This window comes from Roseivivax sp. CAU 1753, assembly GCF_054482575.1.
Genome location: NZ_JBTLRF010000001.1, coordinates 501,223 through 522,678, shown reverse-complemented (window position 1 = coordinate 522,678; position 21,456 = coordinate 501,223). Strand labels below are relative to the sequence as shown.

24 protein-coding genes and 1 pseudogene are annotated in these 21,456 nt (G+C 65.4%); 9 read left to right on the top strand and 16 right to left on the bottom strand.

Annotated features, from left to right (window positions below):
* The first annotated feature begins 50 nt into the window (after nt 1–50).
* Nucleotides 51–1,001: a lipoyl synthase gene (gene lipA / locus ACXYMN_RS02390; RefSeq protein WP_459011802.1), complete on the top strand. Its 951-nt coding sequence runs from the start codon at nt 51–53 to the stop codon at nt 999–1,001.
* Nucleotides 1,002–1,209: 208 nt separating this feature from the next.
* Here the strand turns inward: lipA and ACXYMN_RS02385 are convergent, their stop codons facing one another.
* The 6 genes and pseudogenes from ACXYMN_RS02385 to ACXYMN_RS02360 form a co-directional block, all read right to left on the bottom strand.
* Entirely contained in the window at nt 1,210–2,100 is an 891-nt protein-coding gene (locus ACXYMN_RS02385; protein WP_459011801.1) for a c-type cytochrome, read from the bottom strand.
* Nucleotides 2,100–2,552 carry a c-type cytochrome gene (locus ACXYMN_RS02380; protein WP_459011799.1) on the bottom strand — a complete coding sequence of 151 codons (453 nt, stop codon included), beginning with the start codon at nt 2,550–2,552 and terminating at the stop codon, nt 2,100–2,102. Before ACXYMN_RS02380 ends, ACXYMN_RS02385 begins: the two co-directional genes overlap by 1 nt.
* A 93-nt stretch (nt 2,553–2,645) precedes the next feature.
* Entirely contained in the window at nt 2,646–3,584 is a 939-nt protein-coding gene (gene mmsB, locus ACXYMN_RS02375) for a 3-hydroxyisobutyrate dehydrogenase (RefSeq protein WP_459012349.1), read from the bottom strand.
* A gap of 18 nt (nt 3,585–3,602) precedes the next feature.
* Nucleotides 3,603–4,577, bottom strand: a pseudogene (locus tag ACXYMN_RS02370) (enoyl-CoA hydratase/isomerase family protein); the annotation flags it as partial.
* A complete protein-coding gene (locus ACXYMN_RS02365; protein ID WP_459011798.1) occupies nt 4,574–5,719 on the bottom strand; it encodes an acyl-CoA dehydrogenase family protein in 1,146 nt (381 codons plus the stop codon). The gene ACXYMN_RS02365 and the pseudogene ACXYMN_RS02370, both read right to left, overlap by 4 nt.
* Nucleotides 5,720–5,936: 217 nt before the next feature.
* Nucleotides 5,937–7,439, bottom strand: a complete 1,503-nt coding sequence (locus tag ACXYMN_RS02360; RefSeq protein ID WP_459011797.1) for a CoA-acylating methylmalonate-semialdehyde dehydrogenase — start codon at nt 7,437–7,439, stop codon at nt 5,937–5,939.
* A gap of 108 nt (nt 7,440–7,547) precedes the next feature.
* On the opposite strand from ACXYMN_RS02360, the gene ACXYMN_RS02355 reads away from it, so the two are divergent.
* The 3 genes from ACXYMN_RS02355 (at nt 7,548) to coaD (ending at nt 9,531) form a co-directional block, all read left to right on the top strand.
* Entirely contained in the window at nt 7,548–8,441 is an 894-nt protein-coding gene (locus ACXYMN_RS02355) for a LysR family transcriptional regulator (RefSeq protein ID WP_459011796.1), read from the top strand.
* Between the two features lie 60 nt (nt 8,442–8,501).
* On the top strand, nt 8,502–8,936 hold the full coding sequence (locus tag ACXYMN_RS02350) for a CBS domain-containing protein (RefSeq protein WP_459011795.1): 435 nt from the start codon (nt 8,502–8,504) through the stop codon (nt 8,934–8,936).
* 91 nt (nt 8,937–9,027) lie between these two features.
* Entirely contained in the window at nt 9,028–9,531 is a 504-nt protein-coding gene (gene coaD / locus ACXYMN_RS02345) for a pantetheine-phosphate adenylyltransferase (RefSeq protein WP_459012347.1), read from the top strand.
* On the opposite strand, the gene ACXYMN_RS02340 is transcribed toward coaD, so the two are convergent.
* The gene (locus ACXYMN_RS02340; protein ID WP_459011794.1) at nt 9,522–9,677 is read right to left on the bottom strand and encodes a hypothetical protein; all 156 of its coding nucleotides are present in this window, start codon (nt 9,675–9,677) and stop codon (nt 9,522–9,524) included. The two genes, coaD and ACXYMN_RS02340, sit on opposite strands and share 10 nt — an antisense overlap.
* Before the next feature lie 185 nt (nt 9,678–9,862).
* Here ACXYMN_RS02340 and ACXYMN_RS02335 point away from each other — a divergent pair, with 185 nt between their 5' ends.
* The gene (locus ACXYMN_RS02335) at nt 9,863–10,066 is read left to right on the top strand and encodes a hypothetical protein (RefSeq protein ID WP_459011793.1); all 204 of its coding nucleotides are present in this window, start codon (nt 9,863–9,865) and stop codon (nt 10,064–10,066) included.
* Between the two features lie 516 nt (nt 10,067–10,582).
* On the opposite strand, the gene gap (ACXYMN_RS02330) is transcribed toward ACXYMN_RS02335, so the two are convergent.
* The 3 genes from gap (ACXYMN_RS02330) to gap (ACXYMN_RS02320) all read right to left on the bottom strand — a co-directional run bounded on the left by gap (ACXYMN_RS02330) (nt 10,583) and on the right by gap (ACXYMN_RS02320) (nt 13,154).
* Nucleotides 10,583–11,584: a type I glyceraldehyde-3-phosphate dehydrogenase gene (gene gap, locus ACXYMN_RS02330; protein ID WP_459011792.1), complete on the bottom strand. Its 1,002-nt coding sequence runs from the start codon at nt 11,582–11,584 to the stop codon at nt 10,583–10,585.
* A gap of 101 nt (nt 11,585–11,685) precedes the next feature.
* Entirely contained in the window at nt 11,686–11,829 is a 144-nt protein-coding gene (locus tag ACXYMN_RS02325; protein ID WP_459011791.1) for a hypothetical protein, read from the bottom strand.
* Nucleotides 11,830–12,149: 320 nt separating this feature from the next.
* Nucleotides 12,150–13,154 (bottom strand): type I glyceraldehyde-3-phosphate dehydrogenase, encoded by a 1,005-nt coding sequence (gap, locus tag ACXYMN_RS02320; RefSeq protein WP_459011790.1) that lies wholly within the window; start codon nt 13,152–13,154, stop codon nt 12,150–12,152.
* Between the two features lie 183 nt (nt 13,155–13,337).
* Here gap (ACXYMN_RS02320) and ACXYMN_RS02315 point away from each other — a divergent pair, with 183 nt between their 5' ends.
* Complete coding sequence (locus ACXYMN_RS02315) at nt 13,338–13,706, top strand: DoxX family protein (protein ID WP_459011789.1); 369 nt, start codon at nt 13,338–13,340, stop codon at nt 13,704–13,706.
* 48 nt (nt 13,707–13,754) lie between these two features.
* A complete protein-coding gene (locus ACXYMN_RS02310) occupies nt 13,755–14,732 on the top strand; it encodes a DUF808 domain-containing protein (RefSeq protein WP_459011788.1) in 978 nt (325 codons plus the stop codon).
* 192 nt (nt 14,733–14,924) lie between these two features.
* On the opposite strand, the gene ACXYMN_RS02305 is transcribed toward ACXYMN_RS02310, so the two are convergent.
* Both ACXYMN_RS02305 and tkt read right to left on the bottom strand, forming a co-directional pair.
* Nucleotides 14,925–16,127: a PQQ-dependent sugar dehydrogenase gene (locus ACXYMN_RS02305; protein ID WP_459011786.1), complete on the bottom strand. Its 1,203-nt coding sequence runs from the start codon at nt 16,125–16,127 to the stop codon at nt 14,925–14,927.
* Nucleotides 16,128–16,303: 176 nt separating this feature from the next.
* The gene (gene tkt / locus ACXYMN_RS02300; RefSeq protein ID WP_459011785.1) at nt 16,304–18,328 is read right to left on the bottom strand and encodes a transketolase; all 2,025 of its coding nucleotides are present in this window, start codon (nt 18,326–18,328) and stop codon (nt 16,304–16,306) included.
* 217 nt (nt 18,329–18,545) lie between these two features.
* On the opposite strand from tkt, the gene ACXYMN_RS02295 reads away from it, so the two are divergent.
* Together ACXYMN_RS02295 and ACXYMN_RS02290 are read left to right on the top strand one after the other, a co-directional pair.
* A complete protein-coding gene (locus tag ACXYMN_RS02295; RefSeq protein WP_459011784.1) occupies nt 18,546–19,067 on the top strand; it encodes a hypothetical protein in 522 nt (173 codons plus the stop codon).
* Nucleotides 19,067–19,462: a cell division protein ZapA gene (locus ACXYMN_RS02290; RefSeq protein ID WP_459011783.1), complete on the top strand. Its 396-nt coding sequence runs from the start codon at nt 19,067–19,069 to the stop codon at nt 19,460–19,462. The genes ACXYMN_RS02295 and ACXYMN_RS02290 overlap by 1 nt, the downstream gene beginning before the upstream one ends.
* A 55-nt stretch (nt 19,463–19,517) precedes the next feature.
* Here the strand turns inward: ACXYMN_RS02290 and grxD are convergent, their stop codons facing one another.
* From grxD to xth, 4 genes are all read right to left on the bottom strand, one after another.
* Entirely contained in the window at nt 19,518–19,880 is a 363-nt protein-coding gene (gene grxD / locus ACXYMN_RS02285) for a Grx4 family monothiol glutaredoxin (protein ID WP_459011781.1), read from the bottom strand.
* A complete protein-coding gene (locus tag ACXYMN_RS02280; protein WP_459011780.1) occupies nt 19,873–20,022 on the bottom strand; it encodes a hypothetical protein in 150 nt (49 codons plus the stop codon). Before ACXYMN_RS02280 ends, grxD begins: the two co-directional genes overlap by 8 nt.
* Before the next feature lies 1 nt (nt 20,023).
* Nucleotides 20,024–20,266, bottom strand: coding sequence for a BolA/IbaG family iron-sulfur metabolism protein (locus tag ACXYMN_RS02275; protein WP_459011779.1), 243 nt, complete (start codon nt 20,264–20,266; stop codon nt 20,024–20,026).
* A gap of 70 nt (nt 20,267–20,336) precedes the next feature.
* Nucleotides 20,337–21,146, bottom strand: coding sequence for an exodeoxyribonuclease III (xth, locus tag ACXYMN_RS02270; protein ID WP_459011777.1), 810 nt, complete (start codon nt 21,144–21,146; stop codon nt 20,337–20,339).
* Between the last annotated feature and the right edge of the window lie 310 nt (nt 21,147–21,456).

Genomic DNA, 21,456 nt, shown 5'->3' with positions numbered 1-21,456 from the left:
ACGCGCGGCATAGGATGCGGGCAACCTCTAGGAACTGCGGGAGCCCGCGCATGCGCGATCTGAAACTGCCTGGCGAGCGTCACCCCGAAAAGGCGCATCGCCCCGACAACCCCCAGCCAAAGAAGCCCGCGTGGATTCGCGTCAAGGCACCGGGTGGCGCGGGCTACGCCGAGACCCGGCGGATCATGCGCGACAACAAGCTGACCACGGTCTGCGAAGAGGCGGGCTGCCCCAATGTCGGCGAATGCTGGAGCCTCGGCCACGCCACGATGATGATCATGGGCGAGATCTGCACCCGTGGCTGTACCTTCTGCAACGTCGCCACCGGTCGGCCCGATGCGCTCGATACCTTCGAGCCGGGCCGGGTCGCCGATGCGGTGCAGAAGCTGGGGCTGAACCACGTGGTCATCACCTCGGTCGACCGCGACGATCTGGAGGATGGCGGCGCCGAGCATTTCGCCCAGACCATCCGCGCCATCCGCCACCGCGCGCCGGGCACCACGATCGAGATCCTGACGCCGGATTTCCTGCGCTGCGGACCAGAGGCGCTGGAAACCGTGGTCGCAGCACGCCCCGACGTCTTCAACCACAACCTCGAGACGGTACCGGCGCTGTACCCGACGGTGCGTCCGGGAGCGCGGTACTTCCATTCGCTGCGCCTGTTGCAGCGGGTGAAAGAGCTCGATCCGAGCGTGTTCACCAAGTCGGGCATCATGGCCGGACTGGGCGAGAACAAGGTCGAGGTGCACCAGGTGATGGACGACATGCGCGCCGCGGGGGTCGATTTCCTGACGGTCGGGCAGTACCTGCAGCCGACGCCCAAGCACCACGTCGTCGACCGTTTCGTGACGCCCGAGGAATTCGAGGGCTATGAAAAGGCGGCCTGGGGCAAGGGGTTCCTGATGGTGTCGGCGACGCCACTGACGCGGTCGTCCTACCACGCGGGCGACGATTTCGCCCGTCTGCGCGACGCCCGCGCGGCCAAGCTCGCCTCTGCGTGATCCGGTGGTGCAGCCTGCGCTGCGCAGGTTGTGCCCCTGATCCCGGGGGAACCAGGGGCGGTGCGAGGGGCCAGCCCCTCTTGGCCGCGGGGCGCGGCCAATTCACCCCGGCGGTTTTCGGGAAAGATGAAGCGCTTCGGGGCGCGCCTGTGCTGACGACGGTGTCGGGCAAAGGGGGATGCGCGTGCTGCGGCGTCGGGCAGGCCGGTCAGGACCCGTCGGGCAACGCCTTGAGATAGGCCGCGACGGCTTCGCGATCCGACGCGGGAAGCTTGGCGAAGTTTTCGACCACGGCGACCATGTGGCCACCAACGCTGTCGAAATCCGGGGTGAAGCCGGTTTCGAGGTAATAGGCGATGTCGGTTGCCGACCAGTCGAGCCCGGCGGGGGTGATGTCGGGGATCCGACCCTTGCCCGAGGGGTTCGGCGCACCGGCAAGCCAGCGATCGAGGTCGAGCCCGCCCAGGGCGTTGCGGGGCGTGTGACATTCGCCGCAATGGGCCAGAGCCTCGACCAGGACGCGCCCGCGGGCGATGGTGTCGTCCGCGGGCTCTGGCGTGATCCATGCCGCGTCGAGGAAAAGCAGTTTCCAGCCGCCAAGACTGGCGCGGATCGAGAACGGGAAGCCGACGTCATGGGGCTTTGAGGCGATGTCGCTGGCAGGCAGCGTCAACATGTGGGCCCAGAGGTCGGCGACGTCCTGCGGGGCCATGCGGATATAGGCGCTGTAGGGAAAGGCCGGGTAATAGTGCTGCCCCTCCGGAGACGTGCCCCGGGTGACCGCGCTGGCGATATCCGTCAGGGTCCATGTGCCGATCCCCGATTCGGGATGCGGCGAGATGTTGGGCGCGTAGAACGTGCCGAAGTCCGTCGCGAAAGCCTGCCCGCCGGACAGCACGCGTTTGGCGTCGCCCTTGGCGTCGGGCGCGGCGTGGCAAGAGGCGCAGCCCGCGGCGACAAAGACCGATGCGCCGCGATCCGCATCCGCGACCAGCCCGTCATAGTCGGCAGCCGCGACGGTTTTCGGGCGCGTGATCCAGAGGCCCGCCGCCCCGGCGAGGATCGCCAGGCCGACGAGGCCGAGTATTGTCCGGCGCATCACCCTTGCGGCGCGCGATACTCGTCATGGCAGGCCTTGCAGGCCCCGCCCAGGGTCCCGAGCGCGGGGCCAAGCGCCTCTTGTCCGGTGCCCGCGACGCTTTGCAGTTTGGCCGCCTGGGTGCCCAGCGCCTGCCATTTCGAGGCGAAATCGTCGAGGTTGTCCCAGATTTCGGTCTTGGCGCGGGTGCCATCGAGGTCCATCTCGCTGGTGCCTTCGGGCCAGAGCGGGGGCTGGTTGACCATCGAAATCGCGTGGATCGAATCGGCAGCCGCCTGTGCCGCGTCGGCGTCGTAATCGGCCTCACCCTTGGCCATGTCGCCGATGATGCCGAGGTTGATCGCCATGATGCGGAACTGTCCCTGGCGGGCCTTGAGGTGACCGCTGAAATCCTGTGCCACGGCGGGCAGGGCGAGGGCGGTGCAAAGGGAAGCGAGGGCAATGACTTTCATCTGATTCTCCGGAATGACGTGAAACCCGATCACGTTAGCGCCGATTGCGCCTGCGTCAAAAAGACAAATGCGTGAGCGGCGCGCCGGGGCGGGTCACGACCGGCCCCGCGCCTCGAAGCGCGGCAGCATCGCCGAGAAGTCGCGCCCCTTGCCGTCTTCCTCCTCGACGAAGCGGGCATAGAGCGCCATGGCCTGCTGGCCAAGCGGCGTGTCGGCATCCGCGCCTTCCGCGGCGGCCTGGGCAAGCCGCAGGTCCTTCAGCATCAGCTCGGCGGCGAAGCCCGGCTTGTAGTCGTTGTCGGCAGGCGAGGCGGGGCCCACACCCGGGGCCGGGCAATAGGTGTTCATCGACCAGCTCGAGCCCGATGAGGTCGAGACCACGTCGAACATCGCCTGGCGGTCGAGGCCCAGCTTGTCGGCCAGCGCGAAGGCTTCGCAGGTGGCGATCATGGTGACGCCGAGGATCATGTTGTTGCAGATCTTCGCGGCCTGGCCGTTGCCGGACGCACCGCAATGCACCGCCTTCTGGCCCATGATGTCAAAGAGCGGCCTGGCCTTTTCGAAGCCCTTGGCGTCGCCGCCGACCATGAAGGTCAGCGTGCCGCCCGAGGCCCCGCCGATGCCGCCCGAAACCGGCGCGTCGAGCGGCAGCAGACCGGCCTTCGTGGCGTCGTCCGCCACGGCCCGGGCGCTGTCGACATCGACGGTCGAGCAATCGAGGAACACCGCGCCTTTTGTCATGGCGGGGATCACCTCGGCCGCGACGGACCTCAGGATGTCGCCATTGGGCAGCATGGTGATGACCACGTCGGCATCCTTCGCCGCCTCCGAGGCACTGGTGGCGGTGTCGATGCCGTCGATGGTCATGGTGGCGGTGTCGTAACCGGTGACGTGATGGCCCGCGCGGGCGAGATTGCGGGCCATGGGACCGCCCATGTTGCCCAATCCGATAAATCCGATCTTCATTGTCCGGGTCTCCTTCGCGGTCAGGTCATGGAAATTGAGGCGCACGTCGCGCAGGGGTTGCAGCATCCGGGCCGCATCCGCCATCGGCACAGCATCGAGCGCGTGCCGCCACTTCGGCGCGCGGTCCTTGTCGATGACCTGGGCGCGCACCCCTTCGAGGAAGTCGCCCTCGGCCATGGCGCGATGGGTAAAGCGGTACTCCAGAGCGAGGGCGCGGCGGATATCGGGGCTGCCCTGCCGGTGGCGATGGATCATCTCGAGGGTGACCGCCATGGACAGGGGCGCGTTGCGACCGATCGCCCGGAGGGCCTGCGCGGCGAAGTCGCTGGCGTCGGACCGCAGCGCATTGACGATGTCGATCAGGCGTTCGCCGCCGAAAAGCGCGTCGATGCGCGGCTGCTGCGCGGCCATGGGGCTGTCTGGTGCGGGGCGGGCCGCGGCCAGAACGGGGGCGGGGTCGCCGGTGTCAACCAGGGCGGACTTCAGCGCCTCCCATTCGGCCTCGGGTATGTAGTGATCGGCGAACCCCGCATGGCGCGCGTCGCCCGGCCCCATGCGCGCGGCGGTCAGCCCGAGATATTCGCCCATGCGTCCCGGCGCGCGGGCCAGCAGCAGCGAACCGCCCACATCGGGCACCAGGCCGATGCCGCATTCGGGCATGGCGATCAGGGTGCTGTCGCCGACGATCCGGTGCGATGCGTGACCGCCCAGACCGACGCCGCCGCCCATCACGAAGCCTTGCTGGAAGGACACGACCGGCTTGGGATATTCCGCCAAAAGCGCGTTCATGCGGTATTCGTCGCGCCAGAACTGGCGTGCGCCGTCATATTCGCCGCGCATGCCCGCGTCATACATCGCCGCGATATCGCCACCGGCGCAGAAGGCGCGGTCGCCCTCGGCATCGATCAGCACGATGGTGACGTCCGGATCGTCGAGCCAGTCGAGCAAGGCGGCCTCGACATCGAGGCACATCTGGTGGGACAGCGCGTTCAGCGCCTTGGGTCGGTTCAGGGTGATCCGGCCCGCGCGCCCGTCGCGGCGGATGTGAACATCGCTCATGCGCGTGCGTCCAGCATCTTGCGGGCGACGATGACGCGCATGATCTCGTTGGTGCCTTCCAGGATCTGGTGCACGCGCAGGTCGCGCACGATCTTCTCGATGCCGTAATCGGCAAGGTAGCCGTAGCCGCCATGCAGTTGCAGGCATTGATCGGCGATGCGGCTGCCTGCCTCGGTGACGAACTTCTTGGCCATGGCGCAGAACTTGGTGGCATCGGGCGCGCCGGTATCGAGCTTCCACGCCGCCTGGCGCAGGAAGGTGCGGGCGGCCTGCAACTCGATCTCCATGTCCGCGAGGCGGAACTGCAGCGCCTGGAACTGGTCGATGGATTTGCCGAAGGCCTTGCGCTCGTGCATGTAGTCCATCGTCTTGTCGAGGGCGGACTGCGCCGCGCCGAGCGAACAGGCGGAGATGTTGAGCCGCCCGCCATCGAGACCGGCCATGGCGTATTTGAAGCCCTGACCCTCGTCGCCGAGCAGGTTTTCGGCACCGATCCTGCAGTCGTCGAACTGGACCTGCCGGGTGGGCTGCGACCGCCAGCCCATCTTGTCCTCGAGACCGCCGAAGGACAGCCCCGGCGCGCCGGCCTCGACGTACATCGCCGAGATGCCGCCCGGCCCGTCGTCGCCGGTTCGGGCCATCACCACATAGGCGTCCGAATAGCCGCCGCCCGAAATGAACGCCTTGGTGCCGTTCAGGGTGTAGCCTTCGTTGCTGCGGGTGGCCCGGGTCTTGAGCGCCGCGGCGTCCGAACCGGAGCCCGGTTCCGTCAGGCAGTAGGACAGCACCGTCTCGAGCGGCAGGGCCTTGGGGAACACCCGGGCCTTCATCTCGTCCGAGCCGAACTTGTCGATCATTGCGGCGCACATGTTGTGGATCGACAGGAAGGCCGCGACCGAGGCGCAGGACATCGACAGCGCCTCGAAGACCAGCGTCGCATCGAGCCGGGTCAGCCCCGCGCCGCCCTGTTCCTCGGAGACGTAAAGACCGCCGAAGCCCAAAGCGCCGACTTCGGGCCACAGCTCTTTGGGGATGTCGCCGGCCTTTTCCCAGGCCTGTGCGTTGGGGGCGATCCGATCCGCGCCGAACGCCTGCGCCATGTCGAAGATCGCCTGTTGCTCTTCGTTGAGTGCAAAGTCCATCGCGGTCTCCCCTCCGGTAAATGAACGTGTGTGCAATTATTGTGGCACCGCGGTCCGCACGGTGCAAGTCCGTTGTCGCGCGCCGCCAGAGCGTGCCTGTGTGCCAGCATCTGTGGCAGCATCTGTTGTGGCGGCGTGATCCGAGGCCCCGGATCAGGTCCGGGGCCGGGGCGTGGCGGGGACGGCCTCCGGGCGATGCCGGGCGCCGCCGTGGCGGTCAGTCCATCGCCTTGAAGTTGAATTCGCCGCCTTCCTTGATGCCCGAGAACCAGCGCGCCGTGACGGTCTTGGTCTTGGTGTAGAAGCGGAACGCGTCCGAGCCGTACTGGTTGAGATCGCCGAACGCCGACTTCTTCCAGCCACCGAAGGAGAAGTAGCTCAGCGGTACCGGGATCGGGAAGTTGATGCCGACCATGCCGACATTGACCCGATGCGCGAAGTCGCGCGCGGTGTCGCCATCTGCCGTGTAGATCGCCGTACCGTTGCCATAGGGGTTGTCCATGGTCAGCTTGAGCGCTTCCTCATAGGTGCCCGCGCGGACCTGGCTCAGCACCGGGCCGAAGATCTCTTCGCGGTAGATCTCCATGTCGGGGGTGACGTTGTCGAAATAGGACGGACCGACGAAATAGCCGTTCTCGTAGCCTTGCAGCGAGAAGCCGCGCCCATCGATCAGCAGATCGGCACCCTGATCGACGCCGGAGGCGATCAGCCGTTCGATCCGCTCTTTCGCCGCTGCGGTGATGACCGGGCCGTAATCGACCTCGTCCTCGGAGGTGTAGGGACCGACGCGCAGCTTCTCGATCCGGGGGACCAGCTTGTCGCGCAGCCTGTCGGCGGTCTCTTCGCCCACCGGCACCGCCACCGAGATCGCCATGCAGCGTTCGCCCGCAGCACCAAATCCGGCCCCGACCAGCGCATCGGCGGCCTTGTCGAGATCGGCATCGGGCATGATGATCATATGGTTCTTGGCGCCGCCGAAGCATTGCGCGCGCTTGCCGTTATTGGCGGCGCGGCCATAGATATACTGCGCGATCGGCGTCGAGCCGACAAAGCCCACGGCCTGGATGGTGTCATTGTCGAGGATCGCGTCGACCGCGTCCTTGTCGCCGTTGACGACCTGCAGCACGCCATCCGGCAGCCCCGCCTCCTGCAGCAGTTCGGCCAGCCGCAGCGAGGTCGAGGGGCAGCGTTCGGACGGCTTCAGGATCATCGCGTTGCCGGCGGTCAGGGCCGGGGCCATCTTCCACAGCGGGATCATCGCGGGGAAGTTGAACGGCGTGATGCCCGCCACGACGCCCAGCGGCTGGCGCATCGAATAAAGGTCGATGCCGGGGCCGCCGTCGTCGGTGAACTCGCCCTTCAGCAGGTGCGGTGCGCCCATGCAGACCTCGACCACCTCGAGCCCGCGCTGCACGTCGCCGCGCCCGTCGGGGAGGGTCTTGCCGTGTTCGCGGCTGACCAGCTCTGCCAGCTCGTCCATATGTTCGTTGATGAGCGCGCCAAACTTCATCATCACCCGGGCCCGACGCTGCGGGTTGGTGGCCCCCCATGCGACCTGTGCCTCTGCGGCGCGGGCGACGGCATCGTCCACCTCTTGCTTGGTGGCCAGCGGCACGCGGGCCTGCACTTCGCCGGTGGCGGGGTTCATGACGTCCGAGAACCGGCCAGAGCCGCCCTTGACGTGCGCGCCGTCGATGTAATGCGTCAATTCTTTGGTCATGTTCGTCCTCCAATACGCGGTCCTGTCTAACATAGCCTTGCAAATTTGGGGCAAAAAGAGGCAGCTTGCCAAAAGGGATTTGCAAAAACGCAAGGAAGTGACGGACGCATGAAAAGCTGGGACGATATGCGGATTTTCCTCGCCACGGCACGGGGTGAAAGCCTGTCCTCGGCGGGACGGCAGTTGAAGATGGACCCGGCCACGGTGGGGCGGCGGATCGCGCGGCTCGAAGAGGATTTCGGCACGCCGCTGTTCGCCAAGAGCCCGCAAGGCTACGCGCTGACCGAATCGGGTACGCGGCTGCTGGCCCACGCGGAAGAGGCCGAACAGGCGATGCAGGCCGCCGCCGAGACGGTGGCGGGCCGGACCGAAGGTATCGCGGGCCAGATCCGCATCGGCGCGCCGGATGGCTGCGCCAATTACCTGCTGCCGCAGGTCTGCGCCCGCATCGCCGAGGAAAATCCCGATCTCGACGTGCAGATCGTGGCGCTGCCGCGGGTGGTGAACCTGTCGAAACGCGAAGTCGATATGGCCATCGCGGTCTCGGCCCCGACGGCGGGTCGCCTGACGGTGCAGAAGATCTGCGACTACAAGCTGCACCTCGCGGCCTCGCGGCGATACGTCCGCGTCAATGGCCGGGTGGAGCGTCTGGAAGACCTCGGCGGGCACAAGATCGTCGGCTACATTCCCGACATGATCTTCGACAAGGAACTGGACTACCTCGACAATCTCGGGGTCGAGCGGGTGCGCCTGGCCTCGAATTCGGCCTCTGTGCAGCTGCGCTGGGTCGCGGGGGGCGCGGGAATCGGCATCGTGCACGATTTTGCCCTGCCCGCGGCGGGGCGCATGGTCCGGCTTCTGACCGACGCGTTGTCACTCGAGCGCACCTTTTACCTTGTGCGCCACGCCGATGACCGCCGGTTGGAGCGTCTGAACCGCTTTGCGCGCGCCCTTTGCGACGGAATGCGCGAAGAAGTGGCCCGATTGGAAGGTCTTACTTGACATGACGGCCACCAAACTCCGAACCTGAGACAGCCGTGTGTTGCCGAAGGAAATAAACCCATGCAGGTCCAGCAGATCCTGAAACTGAAAGCCGATCAAGGCGTCGTCACCGTACCGCCGGGCACCGGCATCGACGAAGCCGCCAAGATCCTGTCGGAAAAACGCATCGGCACGATCGTGATTTCAAGCGACGGCAGCGCCATCGAGGGCATCCTGTCCGAGCGCGACATCGTGCGCGTTCTCGGCGTCAAGGGGGTCAGTTGCATGGGCGATACGGTCGACGATCTGATGACCACCAAGATCGAGACCTGCAAGCGCAGCGACATCGCCAAGGACATCCTGGGCCGCATGACCGAGGGCCGCTTCCGGCACATGCCCGTGGTCGAGGACGGAAAGATGATCGGCATCGTCACGCTGGGCGATGTGGTCAAGGCACAGCTGAGCGAGCTTGAGATGGAGAAGGATGCCCTCGAAGGCATGATCATGGGCCACTAGGGGCCGAATTCGGATCCGCTTGCAATTCTGTCGGTAATAATGTTGCGTGGCGGGCAGCGAAATCACGCGAGAACCCATCATGCCCAAGCCAGTGCGGACCGCTCTCTATCCCGGCACGTTCGATCCGATCACCTTGGGTCATATCGATATCATGCGGCGCGCGGCGCGGCTTTGTGACCGCTTGGTGATCGGTGTTGCGATCAACCGCGACAAGGGGCCGCTGTTCTCGCTGGATGAACGGGTTGCGATGCTCGAGGCGCAATGCCGCGTCGTGGAGGACGAGACCGGCACCGATCTTGTGGTGCATCCGTTCGAAAACCTGCTGATCGACTGCGCCCGCGATGTCGGTGCCGGGCTGATCGTGCGCGGTCTGCGCGCGGTGGCGGATTTCGAATACGAGTACCAGATGGTCGGTATGAACCGGGCGCTCGATTGCAGTATCGAGACGGTGTTCCTGATGGCGGAGGCCCGCCATCAGGCAATTGCATCGAAGCTGGTCAAGGAAATCGCGCGGCTTGGAGGCGACGTCACGAAGTTCGTCACCCCCGATGTGCGCAATGCCTTGTTGGCCCGCTTCGGGACGGCTCAGCCGTAGACGGCGTTACGCGCGACTTTCTCTTCGCGGCCGTTGATGTCGAGGTCAACCTTCATGCCGAAGGGCAGGGCTTCGAGTTGACGAAGCGTGCGGTTGTAGCGTGCGTGGTTGCGCAGGCGGGTATTCAGTGTATCGAAGAATGCCATTTGAGGCCTCCGTTTGTGGTCGTGTCTGTTTCCGTTGACGCCTACATATGCTTGCTGCAGCGCAGCACAACGTCGTCTTTGTTCGTGCCGATATGCACGGATTGCATGGCGGACGGGGCTCTGTTCAGGATGTATTTACCGGTTTGACGCTAGGGTTCGGGTCACCACGATCATGGAGAATCCATATGGATATTCTGCCTGTTACCGCGCCCCGGATGTCGCCGTTGATACCGGGACGACCGGCACCGGTGTCGCCACCGCAATCGGATGGCGCGGGCGGCACCACGCTTGCCGCGCCGATGATGCCCCCGCCGCCGGTCGAGGTGGCGCTGTTGCCCCGGGCGACCCAAGGCTACGAGGCCGCGGCGGTGGCGACCGGCCCGAAATAGCGCTGCACGGGTCTTGCATGACCGGCGCGCCTGCGGTGCCGCGACTATGGTCAGACGCGCGTTTGTCGGGGCAGGGCGATGTGCAGGGTACTTTCTGGCTGCGGTCCGCGGTGGCGTGCAGGCGGCGGCGGGAACGGACCTGACCCCGGGCATGGCGCGGATGCCCGCGGCGCGTTGGCCAACGCCGCCCGGCTGATCCGCCCTGCGGCTGCGGTGCGCTTTACTGCGGCTGCGGTGCGCTTTGCCGCTGCGTCGCGTCCTGTTACAGCGTGGCGTCCCGCTTCTGGATTGCGCCCCGCCGCTGCGTCGCGTCTTGCTACGACGTTGCACTTTGCTGCTGCGTCGCCCTGCTTCTCTGTCTCGCTTTGCTACCGCGTGCGCCCCGCTACTGCGCCCCGCCCTGCCGCTGCGCCCCGCCCTGCCGCTGCGCCCCGCCCTGCCGCCGCGCACCGCCCAGGAAAAAAGGCCGGGCGCATCGCTGCTGCCCGGCCTTTTCGATACTGCGCGGATGGTTCGTCAGATGAACGCGCCGAGCGCCTTTGCGGTGTCCAGCATGCGGGTCGAAAAACCCCACTCGTTGTCATACCAGCTCAGCACCCGGACGAAATTGCCGTCCATGACCTTGGTCTGGTCCGTGGCAAAGATCGACGAATGCGGGTCGTGGTTGAAATCCATGCTGACGAGCTTGTGGTCGGTCACCCCCAGGATGCCCTTCAGCGGACCGTTTGCCGCCGCCTTCATCGCGGCGTTGATCTCGTCGACGGTGGTGTCGCGACCGGCCTCGAAGGTCAGATCGACGACCGACACGTTGGGCGTCGGCACCCGGATCGCGACGCCGTCAAGCTTGCCGTTCAACTCGGGCAGAACCAGACCGACGGCCTTGGCAGCCCCGGTCGAGGTCGGGATCATGTTCAGCGCCGCGGCGCGCGCGCGGTAAAGATCCTTGTGCATCGTGTCGAGCGTCGGCTGGTCGCCGGTATAGGAATGGATCGTCGTCATGAAGCCGCGCACGATGCCGACCTCGTCGTTCAGTACCTTGACCACCGGTGACAGGCAGTTGGTGGTGCAGGACGCGTTCGATACCACCAGATCTTCGGCGGTGAGGGTGTCGTGGTTGACACCATAGACGATGGTCTTGTGCGCCTCCGAGCAGGGGGCCGAGACCAGTACCCGCTTCGAGCCGTTCTCAAGGTGCAGGCCCGCCTTTTCGCGCGACGTGAAGATGCCGGTGCATTCCATGGCCACGTCCACATCGGACCAGGGCAGGTCCTTCGGATCGCGGATGGCGGTCACGCGGATCTTGCCGCGGCCCACGTCGATCCAGTCGTCGCCAACGGTCACCTCGGCGGGGAACCGGCCATGCACGCTGTCGTATTGCAGCAGGTGCGCGTTGGTTTCGACCGGGCCCAGATCGTTGATCGCGACGACCTCGATGTCGGTGCGGTTGCCTTCGATGACAGCGCGCAAGATGTTGCGTCCGATACGTCCGAAGCCATTGATCGCGACTTTGGTGGTCATGGAGAATCTCCTTCCGGTAATCACGAGTAGAAATTACGTTACCGCTAACAAGCAAAGTGGACCGGTCAAGTCAAGCTCAGCCGTGCCTGGACGCGGTGGTTTCACCGCCAGAAGGCGACCCAGTCGAGCAGCGCATAGAACTTCTGGCCCAGGAAAAACATATGCGTTGTGCCGAAAAACGCCAGATCAAGAATGATCGCTCCGACGATCAAAACGCCCAGAGAAAGCGCCAATCCGTTTGTCATGCCGTGCCTGCCTCGTTCGGTGACGACGCCTTGGACCGCCAAAGCGTGCCGCCGCCGTATCGTTTGCGTCAGTCTAACACCGGGCCTTTGCGGTTGCCCATATCCAAGACCGTGGGCGGCGCGGCCAGAGCGCGGGTTGTGACATTCTCAATGCAGCGCCCGGGGCGCGGTTCAGCACCGCGGCCTGAAGGCGCAACAGGGGCAGGGTTGTCGGCGTCAATCGCACGGAATGGCTTGCGATGGGTTACGATGCAGAGCGCGACGAAAAAGCCCGAGGCGCGGGAACCTCGGGCTTGTCAGTCTTCAAGAGGGCGACAGGATCAGTGCAGCTTGCGCCCCATCTCGGCGGCGACGTCCGCCATGCGTGCCGAAAAACCCCATTCGTTGTCGTACCATGCCAGCACCCGCACAAGCCGCGCGCCGATCACCTTGGTCTGGTCGGGGGCGAAGATCGAGCTGTGGGTGGTGTGGTTGAAGTCGATCGAGACCTTGGGTTCGGGGTCATAGGACAACACGCTGCCCATGCGCCCGGCGGCGGCCTCGGCGACAACCTCGTTGACGTCGGCCGCGGTCACATCCTTGCGCGCCACGAAAGTCAGATCCACCGCCGAGACGTTCGGCGTCGGCACCCGAATGGCGGACCCGTCGAGCCGACCCCTGAGATTCGGCAGCACCTCGCCCAGTGCCTTGGCCGCCCCGGTCGAGGTCGGGATCATCGCCATCGCGGCGGCGCGCGCGCGGTACAGATCCTTGTGGCGACGGTCGAGCGTCGGCTGATCGCCGGTATAGGAATGGATCGTCGTCATGATGCCCGACTCGATGCCGATGGCGTCGTCCAGCACCTTGGCCAGCGGGGCAAGGCAGTTGGTGGTGCACGACCCGTTCGAGATCATCCGCTCGCCGCTTTGCAGATCGCGGTGATTGACGCCGTAGACAACCGTGCGGTCCACGTTGCCGGCAGGGGCCGAGATCAGCACCGATTTCGCGCCGCGGTCGCGGTGGATGGCGGCCTTGCGTCCATCGTTGAACGCGCCGGTGCATTCTAGCACAACATCGCAGCCGTCCCAATCAAGCTCTGACGGGTCATAGGTCGAGAACATCTGCATCGGCCCGCGACCCAGGTCCATCGTGTCGCCCGAGATGCGCACCTCGCCCGGAAAGCGGCCATGCACGCTGTCATAGCGCAAGAGGTGCGCCGAGGTTTCCAGCGGGCCGGTGGCGTTGATCTTGACCACCTGCACATCGTTGCGCGCGCTTTCGGCGATATGCGCCAGGGTCGACCGACCGATCCGCCCGAAGCCGTTGATCCCCAAAGTCACTGTCATCAGATCTGCTCCTGCATCCCGTTTGTGAACAAACGTATACCGACCTGAGCTGCGCGGGTGCAATGGAAAAAGGCTTTTTTTGACAGCGTGTTAGCGATAAACCGTGGTGCCGGGGATGTGGTTGCGCTAACCTCTGACGGGTGGTCGCGCTAACATCTGCGACACCTTGGGAATCACCGTGTCATGTCCGATCTTGCAACCCTGTGCGGCCGCAGCCTTGTCGCGCTTTTGTTTGTTGCGGGGTTTGTGCAGAAACTGGTGGATCCGGACCCCGCCATGGCGCTGCTGGTCGACAGGGGTTTGCCCGGGTTTCTGGTCTGGCCCGCGACGGCCTATAACGGTGCGGCGGCCATCGCGCTGATCCTCGGGGTCTGGACGCGACCCGTGGCGGCGAGCCTGGCGCTCTATTGCATGATCACCAGCGTTTTCCATTTTCTCCCCGAGGATCCTTGGCAAATGTCGATCTTCATCAAGAACTGGGCCATTGCGGGCGGGTGTCTGGTGCTGGCGGCGCATGGGCCGGGTCGGTTTGCGGTCCGCCCCTTGCACTGACGCCCTGCCGCACTAGGCTATGGCGTCGGTTTCTGGAAAGGGCATGGCATGAGCGGACTTCTGGCACTTCTCGATGACGTGGCGGGCATTGCCAAGGTGGCGGCGGCATCGGTGGACGATATCGCGGCACAGGCGGTCAAGGCGGGGTCCAAGGCCGCGGGTGCTGTTATCGACGATGCCGCGGTGACGCCGAAATATGTCCAGGGCTTCGCGCCTGCGCGGGAATTGCCGATGATCTGGAAGATCGCGCGCGGTTCGATCTTCAACAAGCTCGTGTTCCTGTTGCCCGCCGGCCTTTTGCTGACCAACTTCGCGCCGTGGTTGATCCCGCCGCTCTTGATGCTGGGCGGGTCCTACCTGTGTTTCGAAGGCGCGGAGAAGCTGGTCCACGCGGTGATGCCGCATGACGAGCATACGCCGGGCCCGGATGGCAGCCACGATGTGGGTGATCCGGCGCATCTGGAAGAAACCAAGGTCGAAGGTGCCATCAAGACAGATTTTATCCTGTCGGCCGAGATCATGACCATTTCGCTGGCCGCGATCCCGCCGTTGAACATCTGGATGGAGGCCGCGACGCTGGCCACGGTGGCGTTGATGATCACGGTGGCGGTTTACGGCTCGGTCGCGCTGATCGTGAAAATGGACGATATCGGGTTGTGGCTGACGCAGGTGGGCAGGCTCGGTGCGACGCGGGCGCTGGGGCGCGGCATCGTCAAGATGATGCCGGGGTTGCTGAAAACGCTGTCGGTCGTGGGCACGGCGGCAATGCTCTGGGTCGGCGGGTCGATCATCGTGCACGGGCTGGCCGAGATGGGCTGGCATGCGCCTGAAGATATCATTCACCAGATCGCCGTCGCTGCCGGAGCCTACGCGCCCGAAAACGCACGCGGCGCGGTCGAGTGGATTGCGACCGCGGCCTGCGATGGCGTGATCGGGGTGGTCTGGGGGCTGATCCTGATCCCGATCGGCACGCGCTTCGTGGCACCGCTCTGGGCCCGCATGATGCCGAAGAAATCCGCGGCGTAAAAAGGTGGCGTAACGGGCAGGGCGCGGTTTTCTGCGCGAGGACCGCGAGGACCGCGAGGACCGCGAGGGACCGACAGGACCATAGCGCATACCGGGGACGGTATGGCACGCACTACCCCCGGCGCCTGGATCAGCGCCGGGGGTAGTGGGCGTGTCAGGTCCGGCGCGGGAAGCCTGCGAAGCCGTGACCGCTCAGCGGCTGCCATCCGGCATCAACCGCAGCAGGCGTCCGTTTTCCGCGTCGGTCACAGCCAGGATCGCGCCGTCATGGTCGATGGCCACGTCCCGCACACGGCCCAGGTCCATGCGCAGCCGTTCCTCTTCCCGCACACGATCGCCCGACAGCGACAGCCGCACGATGCCGCCGGGATTGAGCGACGCGATGAAGATGTCGTCCTGCCAGTCGGGCAAGGCTGCGCCGTCATACTGGACCATGCCCGACGGGGCGATGACCGGGTCCCAGAAATAGACCGGCTGCTCCATCCCGTCGCGTTGGGATGCGTTGGTGCCGACCGGCGTGCCGTTGTAATTCTCGCCATATGAAATGACCGGCCAGCCATAATTCTTGCCGCGCTCGATTCGGTTGAGCTCATCGCCGCCCGCGGGCCCGTGCTCTATCGTCCAGAGCGTGCCGTCGATGACCAGCGCCCCTTGCGGATTGCGGTGGCCCAGCGACCAGATCTCGGCCTTCTTGCTGGGGGTGCCGGCAAAGGGATTGTCGCCGGGGATCGCGCCGTCCACGGTGAAACGCACGGTCTTGCCATAGGTCGTCGTGAGGTCCTGCGCCAGCTCGCGTTCGCCCTGGCCGAAATGTTCGCCCGCGGTCACGAAGACATGGCCCCGTCCGTCAAAGGCCACCCGGCTGCCGAAATGCATCGGCGAGAAGGATCCCGGCTCCTGGACGAAGAACTCGGTGACACCGGTCAGCCGGGTGGCATCGTCCGACAGCGTGCCGAAGGCCGCGGCGGTGGCGTTGCGGCCCCGCGACAGCGGTTTGGCATAGGTCAGATAAACCCGCCGCGTCTGGGCGAAATCGTCGGCGATGGCGACGTCCAGCAACCCGCCCTGACCCTTGTTCACCACCTTTGGGACCCCGGCCAGCGGTGCCGACACGGTGCCGTCGCGGGCCACGTGACGCAGGCTTCCGGGGCGTTCGGTCACCAGATACCCGGCATTGCCGGGCAGCACCGCGATGGCCCAGGGCCGCTCGAGCCCCGAGGCGATGGTGCTGTCGGCAAGGCGAACGTCGCTTTCGACCAGCGGCGCGCGGAACTGTTCCGCGAAGGCGGGTGGAAAATCGGTGTTTCGGTCGCCTCGCTCGAACCCGTTGACGTTGCCGGGCAGGGCAACGCCGCAAGCAGCGAGTGACACGAGGGCGGTGAAGGTGAGGCGCATCCGGCAGTCCTTTCGATCATCGGGCTCGCTACAGGATATAGAGCGTAATTCGCCGGAAGGGGAGGCGGTCACTCAGCGGTGATCGGGGGCGCGCGGACCTTGCCCGCGGGGCAAAAAAACGCCCCGATGCGGGTGATGCACATCGGGGCGTCGGTCTTGCGGCGTGCGCAGGTGGCTCAGAGCAGCGATCTGACCTTGTCCGCCACCGCCTCTGCGGTGATGCCGAAATGCGCGTACAGCTCTTCCGCCGGGGCCGATGCCCCGAACCCGTGCATGCCGACGAAGCCCGACTTGTCACGCTTTCCACGCTCGCCGAAGAGCCAGCGATCCCAGCCAAAGCGGACGCCCGCCTCGACCGCGACGCGCACCGGGCCACCGGGCAGGACGCGCTTGCGATAGCTTTCTTCCTGGTCCTCGAACAGCTCCCAGCAGGGCATCGAGACGACGCGCGTGCCGATCCCGTCCGCGTGCAACAGATCGCGCGCTTCCATGGCGATGGCGACCTCGGAGCCGGTGGCCATCAGGATCGCCTGGCGCTTGCCCTCGGCATCGGCCAGCACATAGCCGCCCTGCGCCACGAGGTTCTTGGTCTTCATCTCGCTGCGCACCGCGGGCAGGTTCTGGCGCGACAGGGTCAGGACCGACGGGGTCTTGTCTTGCGTCAGCGCGATTTCCCAGGCCTCGGCGGTTTCGGTGGTGTCGGCGGGCCGGAACACCAGCGTGTTGGGCGTCGCGCGGCAGATCGCCAGATGCTCGACCGGCTGGTGGGTGGGGCCGTCTTCGCCCAGACCGATGGAATCGTGGGTCATCACGAACACCGTCGGGACTTTCTGCAACGCCGCGAGGCGCATGGCGGGACGTGCGTAGTCGGTGAAGCAGAAGAACGTGCCGCCATAGGGGCGCACGCCGCCATGCAGCGCCATGCCGTTCATCGCGGCGGCCATGCCGTGTTCGCGGATGCCGTAATAGATGTAGCGGCCATCGCGGCTGTCGATGTCGAAGGTGCCCAGATCGGCGGTCTTGGTGTTGTTCGACCCGGTCAGGTCCGCCGAACCGCCGATGGTCTCGGGCATGATCGGGTTGATCACCTCGAGCACCATTTCAGACGATTTCCGCGTCGCGACCTTGGGCATCGTCTCGGTCAGTTGCTTTTTCAGCGCCTTGATGGTCGCCGACAGCTTCTTCGGCGCCTCGCCGGCCATGGTGCGGGCGAATTCGGTCTGTTTCGCCCCCGACAAGGCCGCCACGCGGGCATCCCAATCGGCCTGGGCGGACGCACCGCGCGCGCCGACCTCTTGCCACCAGGACGCGATTTCGTCGGGGATCTGGAACGGCGCCTCTTGCCAGCCCCAGGCCCGTTTGGCGGCGGCGTTCTGGTCGTCGTCGGTCAGCGCGCCATGGCCCTTGGAGGTGTCCTGTGCCGCGTGACCCAGGGCAATATGGGTCTTGCAGGCGATCATCGAGGGACGCGGATCGGACTTGGCGGCCTTGATGGCGGCGTCGATGGCGTCGGGGTCGTGACCGTCGATTTCCTGCACGTGCCAGCCCGAAGCGGCAAAACGCGCGGGCTGATCGGTGCGGTCCGACAGGTCGACCTTGCCGTCGATGGTGATGTTGTTGTTGTCCCAGAACACCACGAGATGGCCAAGCTGCTGGCGACCGGCCAGGGCGATGGCCTCCTGGCTGACGCCCTCCATCAGGCAGCCGTCACCGGCGATCACATAGGTATGGTGATCGACGATCTTTGCCCCGAAACGGGCGCGCAGGGCTTCCTCGGCGATGGCGAAGCCCACCGACATGGCGAGACCCTGGCCCAGCGGGCCGGTTGTCGTCTCGATCCCGCGAGCGAGGAAATTCTCGGGGTGGCCCGCGGTCTTTGCGCCCAGCTGGCGGAAGTTGCGGATCTGGTCGAGCGTGATCTCCGGGTCGCCGGTCAGATAGAGCAGCGCATAGAGCAACATGGAGCCATGGCCCGCCGACAGGATGAAGCGATCGCGATCGGCCCAGTCCGGTGCTGCCGCGTTGAATTTCAGGTGCTTGGAGTAGAGCACGGTCGCCACGTCAGCCATGCCGATCGGCATGCCGGAATGGCCGGAATTTGCTGCGGCCACGGCGTCGAGGGCCAGCGCACGAATGGCGGTGGCGCGCATCCAGTGATCGGGGTGGGACGATTTCACGGCATCGATATCCAAGGGGTTCATCCTTCAGGGCAACTTGCGTCGCGTAAGCGTCTAAAGAGGCCCCGATGCAAGATCAAGCGCGTGTGCCAAGGCCTTGACAGATAAGGGGGCGCACATTTGCATTGGTCTTGATAGACTTGGTGCGACAGAGGGCCAGAGCGATTCGCGACGGTCACGGCGTGCCGTGGCGAGCGATTGCAAGATCGGTCCATTGCGGGACGGGCAGAAGGCAGAAGGCATGAGTGATATTGATGAGCTCGAGCGGCGCATCGCGGCTGCGCTTGACCGGATTGCGACCGGCGTCGAGGGTCTCGGCGGTGACGCATCGGTCGAGGAGGCACCGCCCGAGGCGGATGCAGGGGCCCTGGCCGCGCTGCAGGCGGCGCTTGACGATGAACGGTTGGCAAATGCCCAGCTGGAAGAACGGGTCAAGGCGATCCGCGACAAGCAGGAAGGCCAGTTCGCCAGCTTGCGGGCCGAGGCGGACGAAGCCCGGCGCGGTCTGGCCGCGCTGGACCATGACCTTCAGCGTCTGCGCCATGCCAACGAGATGCTGACCGCGACCAATCGCGAAATGCGCGAGGCGTTGCAGGAAAATGTCGGCGAACCGCACCTGATCAACAAGGCGATGCTGGCCGAGCTTGAGTCATTGCGCGCCGCGCGCGCGTCGGAGACTTCGGAGGCCAACGCCATCCTGGGCGTGCTGTCCCCGCTTCTTGCCGAAGCCGCAGACCACCAGACAGCGCAGGAGGCGACCTGATGCCCGAGGTTGACATCACCATCGGCGGGCGGACCTTCGCGGTTGCCTGCCAGGAAGGCGAAGAGCAGTACCTGATCAGCGCGGCAGAGATGCTCGATACCGAGGCCAAGGTGCTGATCGATCAGATCGGTCGCATGCCCGAGCCGCGGATGCTTTTGATGGCGGGGTTGATGCTGGCGGACAAGACCGCCGGGCTTGAGGAAAAGCTGGCCGCTTCCGACGCGCGGGTGGCCGAACTTGAAGGCTTGGTGCGCGACGCCGCGACCAAGCCCGCGCCAGCACCCGAACGCATCGAGGTGCCGGTACTGCCGGACGGCGTGATCGAGACGCTGGCGGAGCTGGCCGCGCGCGCCGAGGCCGTCGCCCATGAGGTCGAGGAAAAGTCCCGCGCATGAAAAAGGCGCACCCGCCGGGTGCGCCCTTCATCCGCCCTTGCGGGGCGTCTTCAGCCTAGCCGTTGGCTTCGCGGATCTTCGCGGCGGCATCCTTGTCGAAATTGACGCCATTGTCGGCAAACAGCTTGTCCAGTTCGCCGGACAGCGTCATTTCGGTGATGATGTCGCACCCGCCGACAAATTCGCCCTTCACGTAAAGCTGCGGGATCGTCGGCCAGTCCGAGTAGTCCTTGATGCCCTGACGGATGGCGTCGTCGGCCAGCACGTTCACATCGGCGAAATCGACCGCCATGTAGTTCAGCACGCCCGCCACGCGGGACGAGAAGCCACATTGCGGCATCGTCTTGGTGCCCTTCATGAAAAGCACCACGTCATTGGCCTTCACGGTTTCTTCGATCTGGGCTGTCGCGTCAGTCATCGTCTTTCTCCATTTCTGCGCGGCGGCGCTTGTCGGCCCGGATCGCGGGCATCAGCGCGCCGTATGTGATCAGGCCCATCAGCGCGAGTGCGCCCAGGATCGGCCAGGTTTCGGCGAGGAACCGGATCAGTCCCCCGGACATCTCAATCCGGCGCCTTGGTGGTCAGCGCCAGCGCGTGCAATTCGCCCTGCGCGCCATCCATCTTGCCCTTGAGCGCGGCATAGACCGCGCGTTGTTGCTGCACCCGGTTCTTGCCTGCGAAGCTGGCGTCGATCACCTCGGCGGCGTAGTGGTTTCCGTCGCCTGCCAGGTCGGTGATGGTGATTTTCGCCTTCGGGAAGGTGGCGCGGATCAGGGCTTCGATTTCATGGGCCTGCATTGCCATGGGGGTGTGGCTCCGGAGTTGTGCACGTTGGCCCAGATGTAGGCGGCGAAGCGCCCCCGTGCAAGCGGGCTCAGGCGGCAAGGTCGACCCAGACCGGCACATGGTCCGAAGGTTTGTCACGTCCGCGCACCTCGCGGTCGATGCCCACATCGGTCATGAGGTCGGCGCAGGCGGGTGTCATCAGCACGTGGTCGATGCGGATGCCGTTGTTGCGGTTCCAGGCGCCGGCCTGATAATCCCAGAAGGAATAGTGCCCCGGCTCCGGATGGCGGGTGCGGAAAGCCTCGGTGAAGCCGAGGTTGAGGATGCGCCGGTACGCAGCGCGGCTTGTCGGCAGGAAAAGCGCATCCTTGGCCCAGGCCTGCGGTTTCGCGGCATCCTCGATCTGCGGAATGATGTTGTAGTCGCCGGCCATCAGCGCGGGCATCTCGTCGGCCAGAAGGGCCACCGCGCGGGCGTGCAACCGGTCCATCCAGTCGAGCTTGTAGCCGTATTTGCCCGTGCGCTCGGGCGCGCCGGATGCGTCGAAGGTGACCGGGTTGCCGTTGGGCAGATACAGCCCGCAGAGCCGAAGCGCATGGTCGTCGCCCACCACCGTCGCCTCGATCCAGCGGGCCTGATCGTCGCTGTCGTCGCCGGGCAGCCTGCGGCTGACATCCTCCAGCGGCAGTTTCGACAGGATGGCGACGCCGTTGAAGCTTTTCTGGCCATGGGTTTCGACATTGTAGCCCATGTCTTCGAAGACCGCGCGCGGGAAAGCGTCATCGACCGACTTGATCTCCTGCAGCAGCGCCACGTCCGGCGCGGCCTCGGTCAGCCAGTCGACCAGCGCGGCCTGCCGGGCCTTGATGCCGTTGATGTTGAATGTGGCGATCTTCATGCAGGCCTCCTTCGCGACGTCCGGTCCTTGTGAGCGAGCAGGGGGCGCGATGCAAGCTCCGGAACCCTGCCGTGACGCCACCGATTCGAATCGGTTTGTTTCCAATTTCGGGCCAATCCGGCGCGTTGGGACGCATTGTTCGGATCTTATCCACAAAAATCTGCATTCGGTGGATAACGTCAAGAATCGATTAACCGTTCGCGTGTTACCCAGAGGCACACCTGTGGAGAACCACGTTCGGGCACTTCACGCGCATCTTAAAAGGGAAAATAAAACTCGCAACACAAGCATGGCGTGCAAGATTTGGGAC

Coding starts and splice junctions, on each gene's coding strand:
- lipA (WP_459011802.1), top strand. CDS start 51: ATGCGCGATCTGAAACTGCCTGGCGAGCGTCACCCCGAAAAGGCGCAT.
- ACXYMN_RS02385 (WP_459011801.1), bottom strand. CDS start 2,100: ATGCGCCGGACAATACTCGGCCTCGTCGGCCTGGCGATCCTCGCCGGG.
- ACXYMN_RS02380 (WP_459011799.1), bottom strand. CDS start 2,552: ATGAAAGTCATTGCCCTCGCTTCCCTTTGCACCGCCCTCGCCCTGCCC.
- mmsB (WP_459012349.1), bottom strand. CDS start 3,584: ATGCTGCAACCCCTGCGCGACGTGCGCCTCAATTTCCATGACCTGACC.
- ACXYMN_RS02365 (WP_459011798.1), bottom strand. CDS start 5,719: ATGGACTTTGCACTCAACGAAGAGCAACAGGCGATCTTCGACATGGCG.
- ACXYMN_RS02360 (WP_459011797.1), bottom strand. CDS start 7,439: ATGACCAAAGAATTGACGCATTACATCGACGGCGCGCACGTCAAGGGC.
- ACXYMN_RS02355 (WP_459011796.1), top strand. CDS start 7,548: ATGAAAAGCTGGGACGATATGCGGATTTTCCTCGCCACGGCACGGGGT.
- ACXYMN_RS02350 (WP_459011795.1), top strand. CDS start 8,502: ATGCAGGTCCAGCAGATCCTGAAACTGAAAGCCGATCAAGGCGTCGTC.
- ACXYMN_RS02340 (WP_459011794.1), bottom strand. CDS start 9,677: ATGGCATTCTTCGATACACTGAATACCCGCCTGCGCAACCACGCACGC.
- ACXYMN_RS02335 (WP_459011793.1), top strand. CDS start 9,863: ATGGATATTCTGCCTGTTACCGCGCCCCGGATGTCGCCGTTGATACCG.
- gap (WP_459011792.1), bottom strand. CDS start 11,584: ATGACCACCAAAGTCGCGATCAATGGCTTCGGACGTATCGGACGCAAC.
- ACXYMN_RS02325 (WP_459011791.1), bottom strand. CDS start 11,829: ATGACAAACGGATTGGCGCTTTCTCTGGGCGTTTTGATCGTCGGAGCG.
- gap (WP_459011790.1), bottom strand. CDS start 13,154: ATGACAGTGACTTTGGGGATCAACGGCTTCGGGCGGATCGGTCGGTCG.
- ACXYMN_RS02315 (WP_459011789.1), top strand. CDS start 13,338: ATGTCCGATCTTGCAACCCTGTGCGGCCGCAGCCTTGTCGCGCTTTTG.
- ACXYMN_RS02310 (WP_459011788.1), top strand. CDS start 13,755: ATGAGCGGACTTCTGGCACTTCTCGATGACGTGGCGGGCATTGCCAAG.
- ACXYMN_RS02305 (WP_459011786.1), bottom strand. CDS start 16,127: ATGCGCCTCACCTTCACCGCCCTCGTGTCACTCGCTGCTTGCGGCGTT.
- tkt (WP_459011785.1), bottom strand. CDS start 18,328: ATGAACCCCTTGGATATCGATGCCGTGAAATCGTCCCACCCCGATCAC.
- ACXYMN_RS02295 (WP_459011784.1), top strand. CDS start 18,546: ATGAGTGATATTGATGAGCTCGAGCGGCGCATCGCGGCTGCGCTTGAC.
- ACXYMN_RS02290 (WP_459011783.1), top strand. CDS start 19,067: ATGCCCGAGGTTGACATCACCATCGGCGGGCGGACCTTCGCGGTTGCC.
- grxD (WP_459011781.1), bottom strand. CDS start 19,880: ATGACTGACGCGACAGCCCAGATCGAAGAAACCGTGAAGGCCAATGAC.
- ACXYMN_RS02280 (WP_459011780.1), bottom strand. CDS start 20,022: ATGTCCGGGGGACTGATCCGGTTCCTCGCCGAAACCTGGCCGATCCTG.
- ACXYMN_RS02275 (WP_459011779.1), bottom strand. CDS start 20,266: ATGGCAATGCAGGCCCATGAAATCGAAGCCCTGATCCGCGCCACCTTC.
- xth (WP_459011777.1), bottom strand. CDS start 21,146: ATGAAGATCGCCACATTCAACATCAACGGCATCAAGGCCCGGCAGGCC.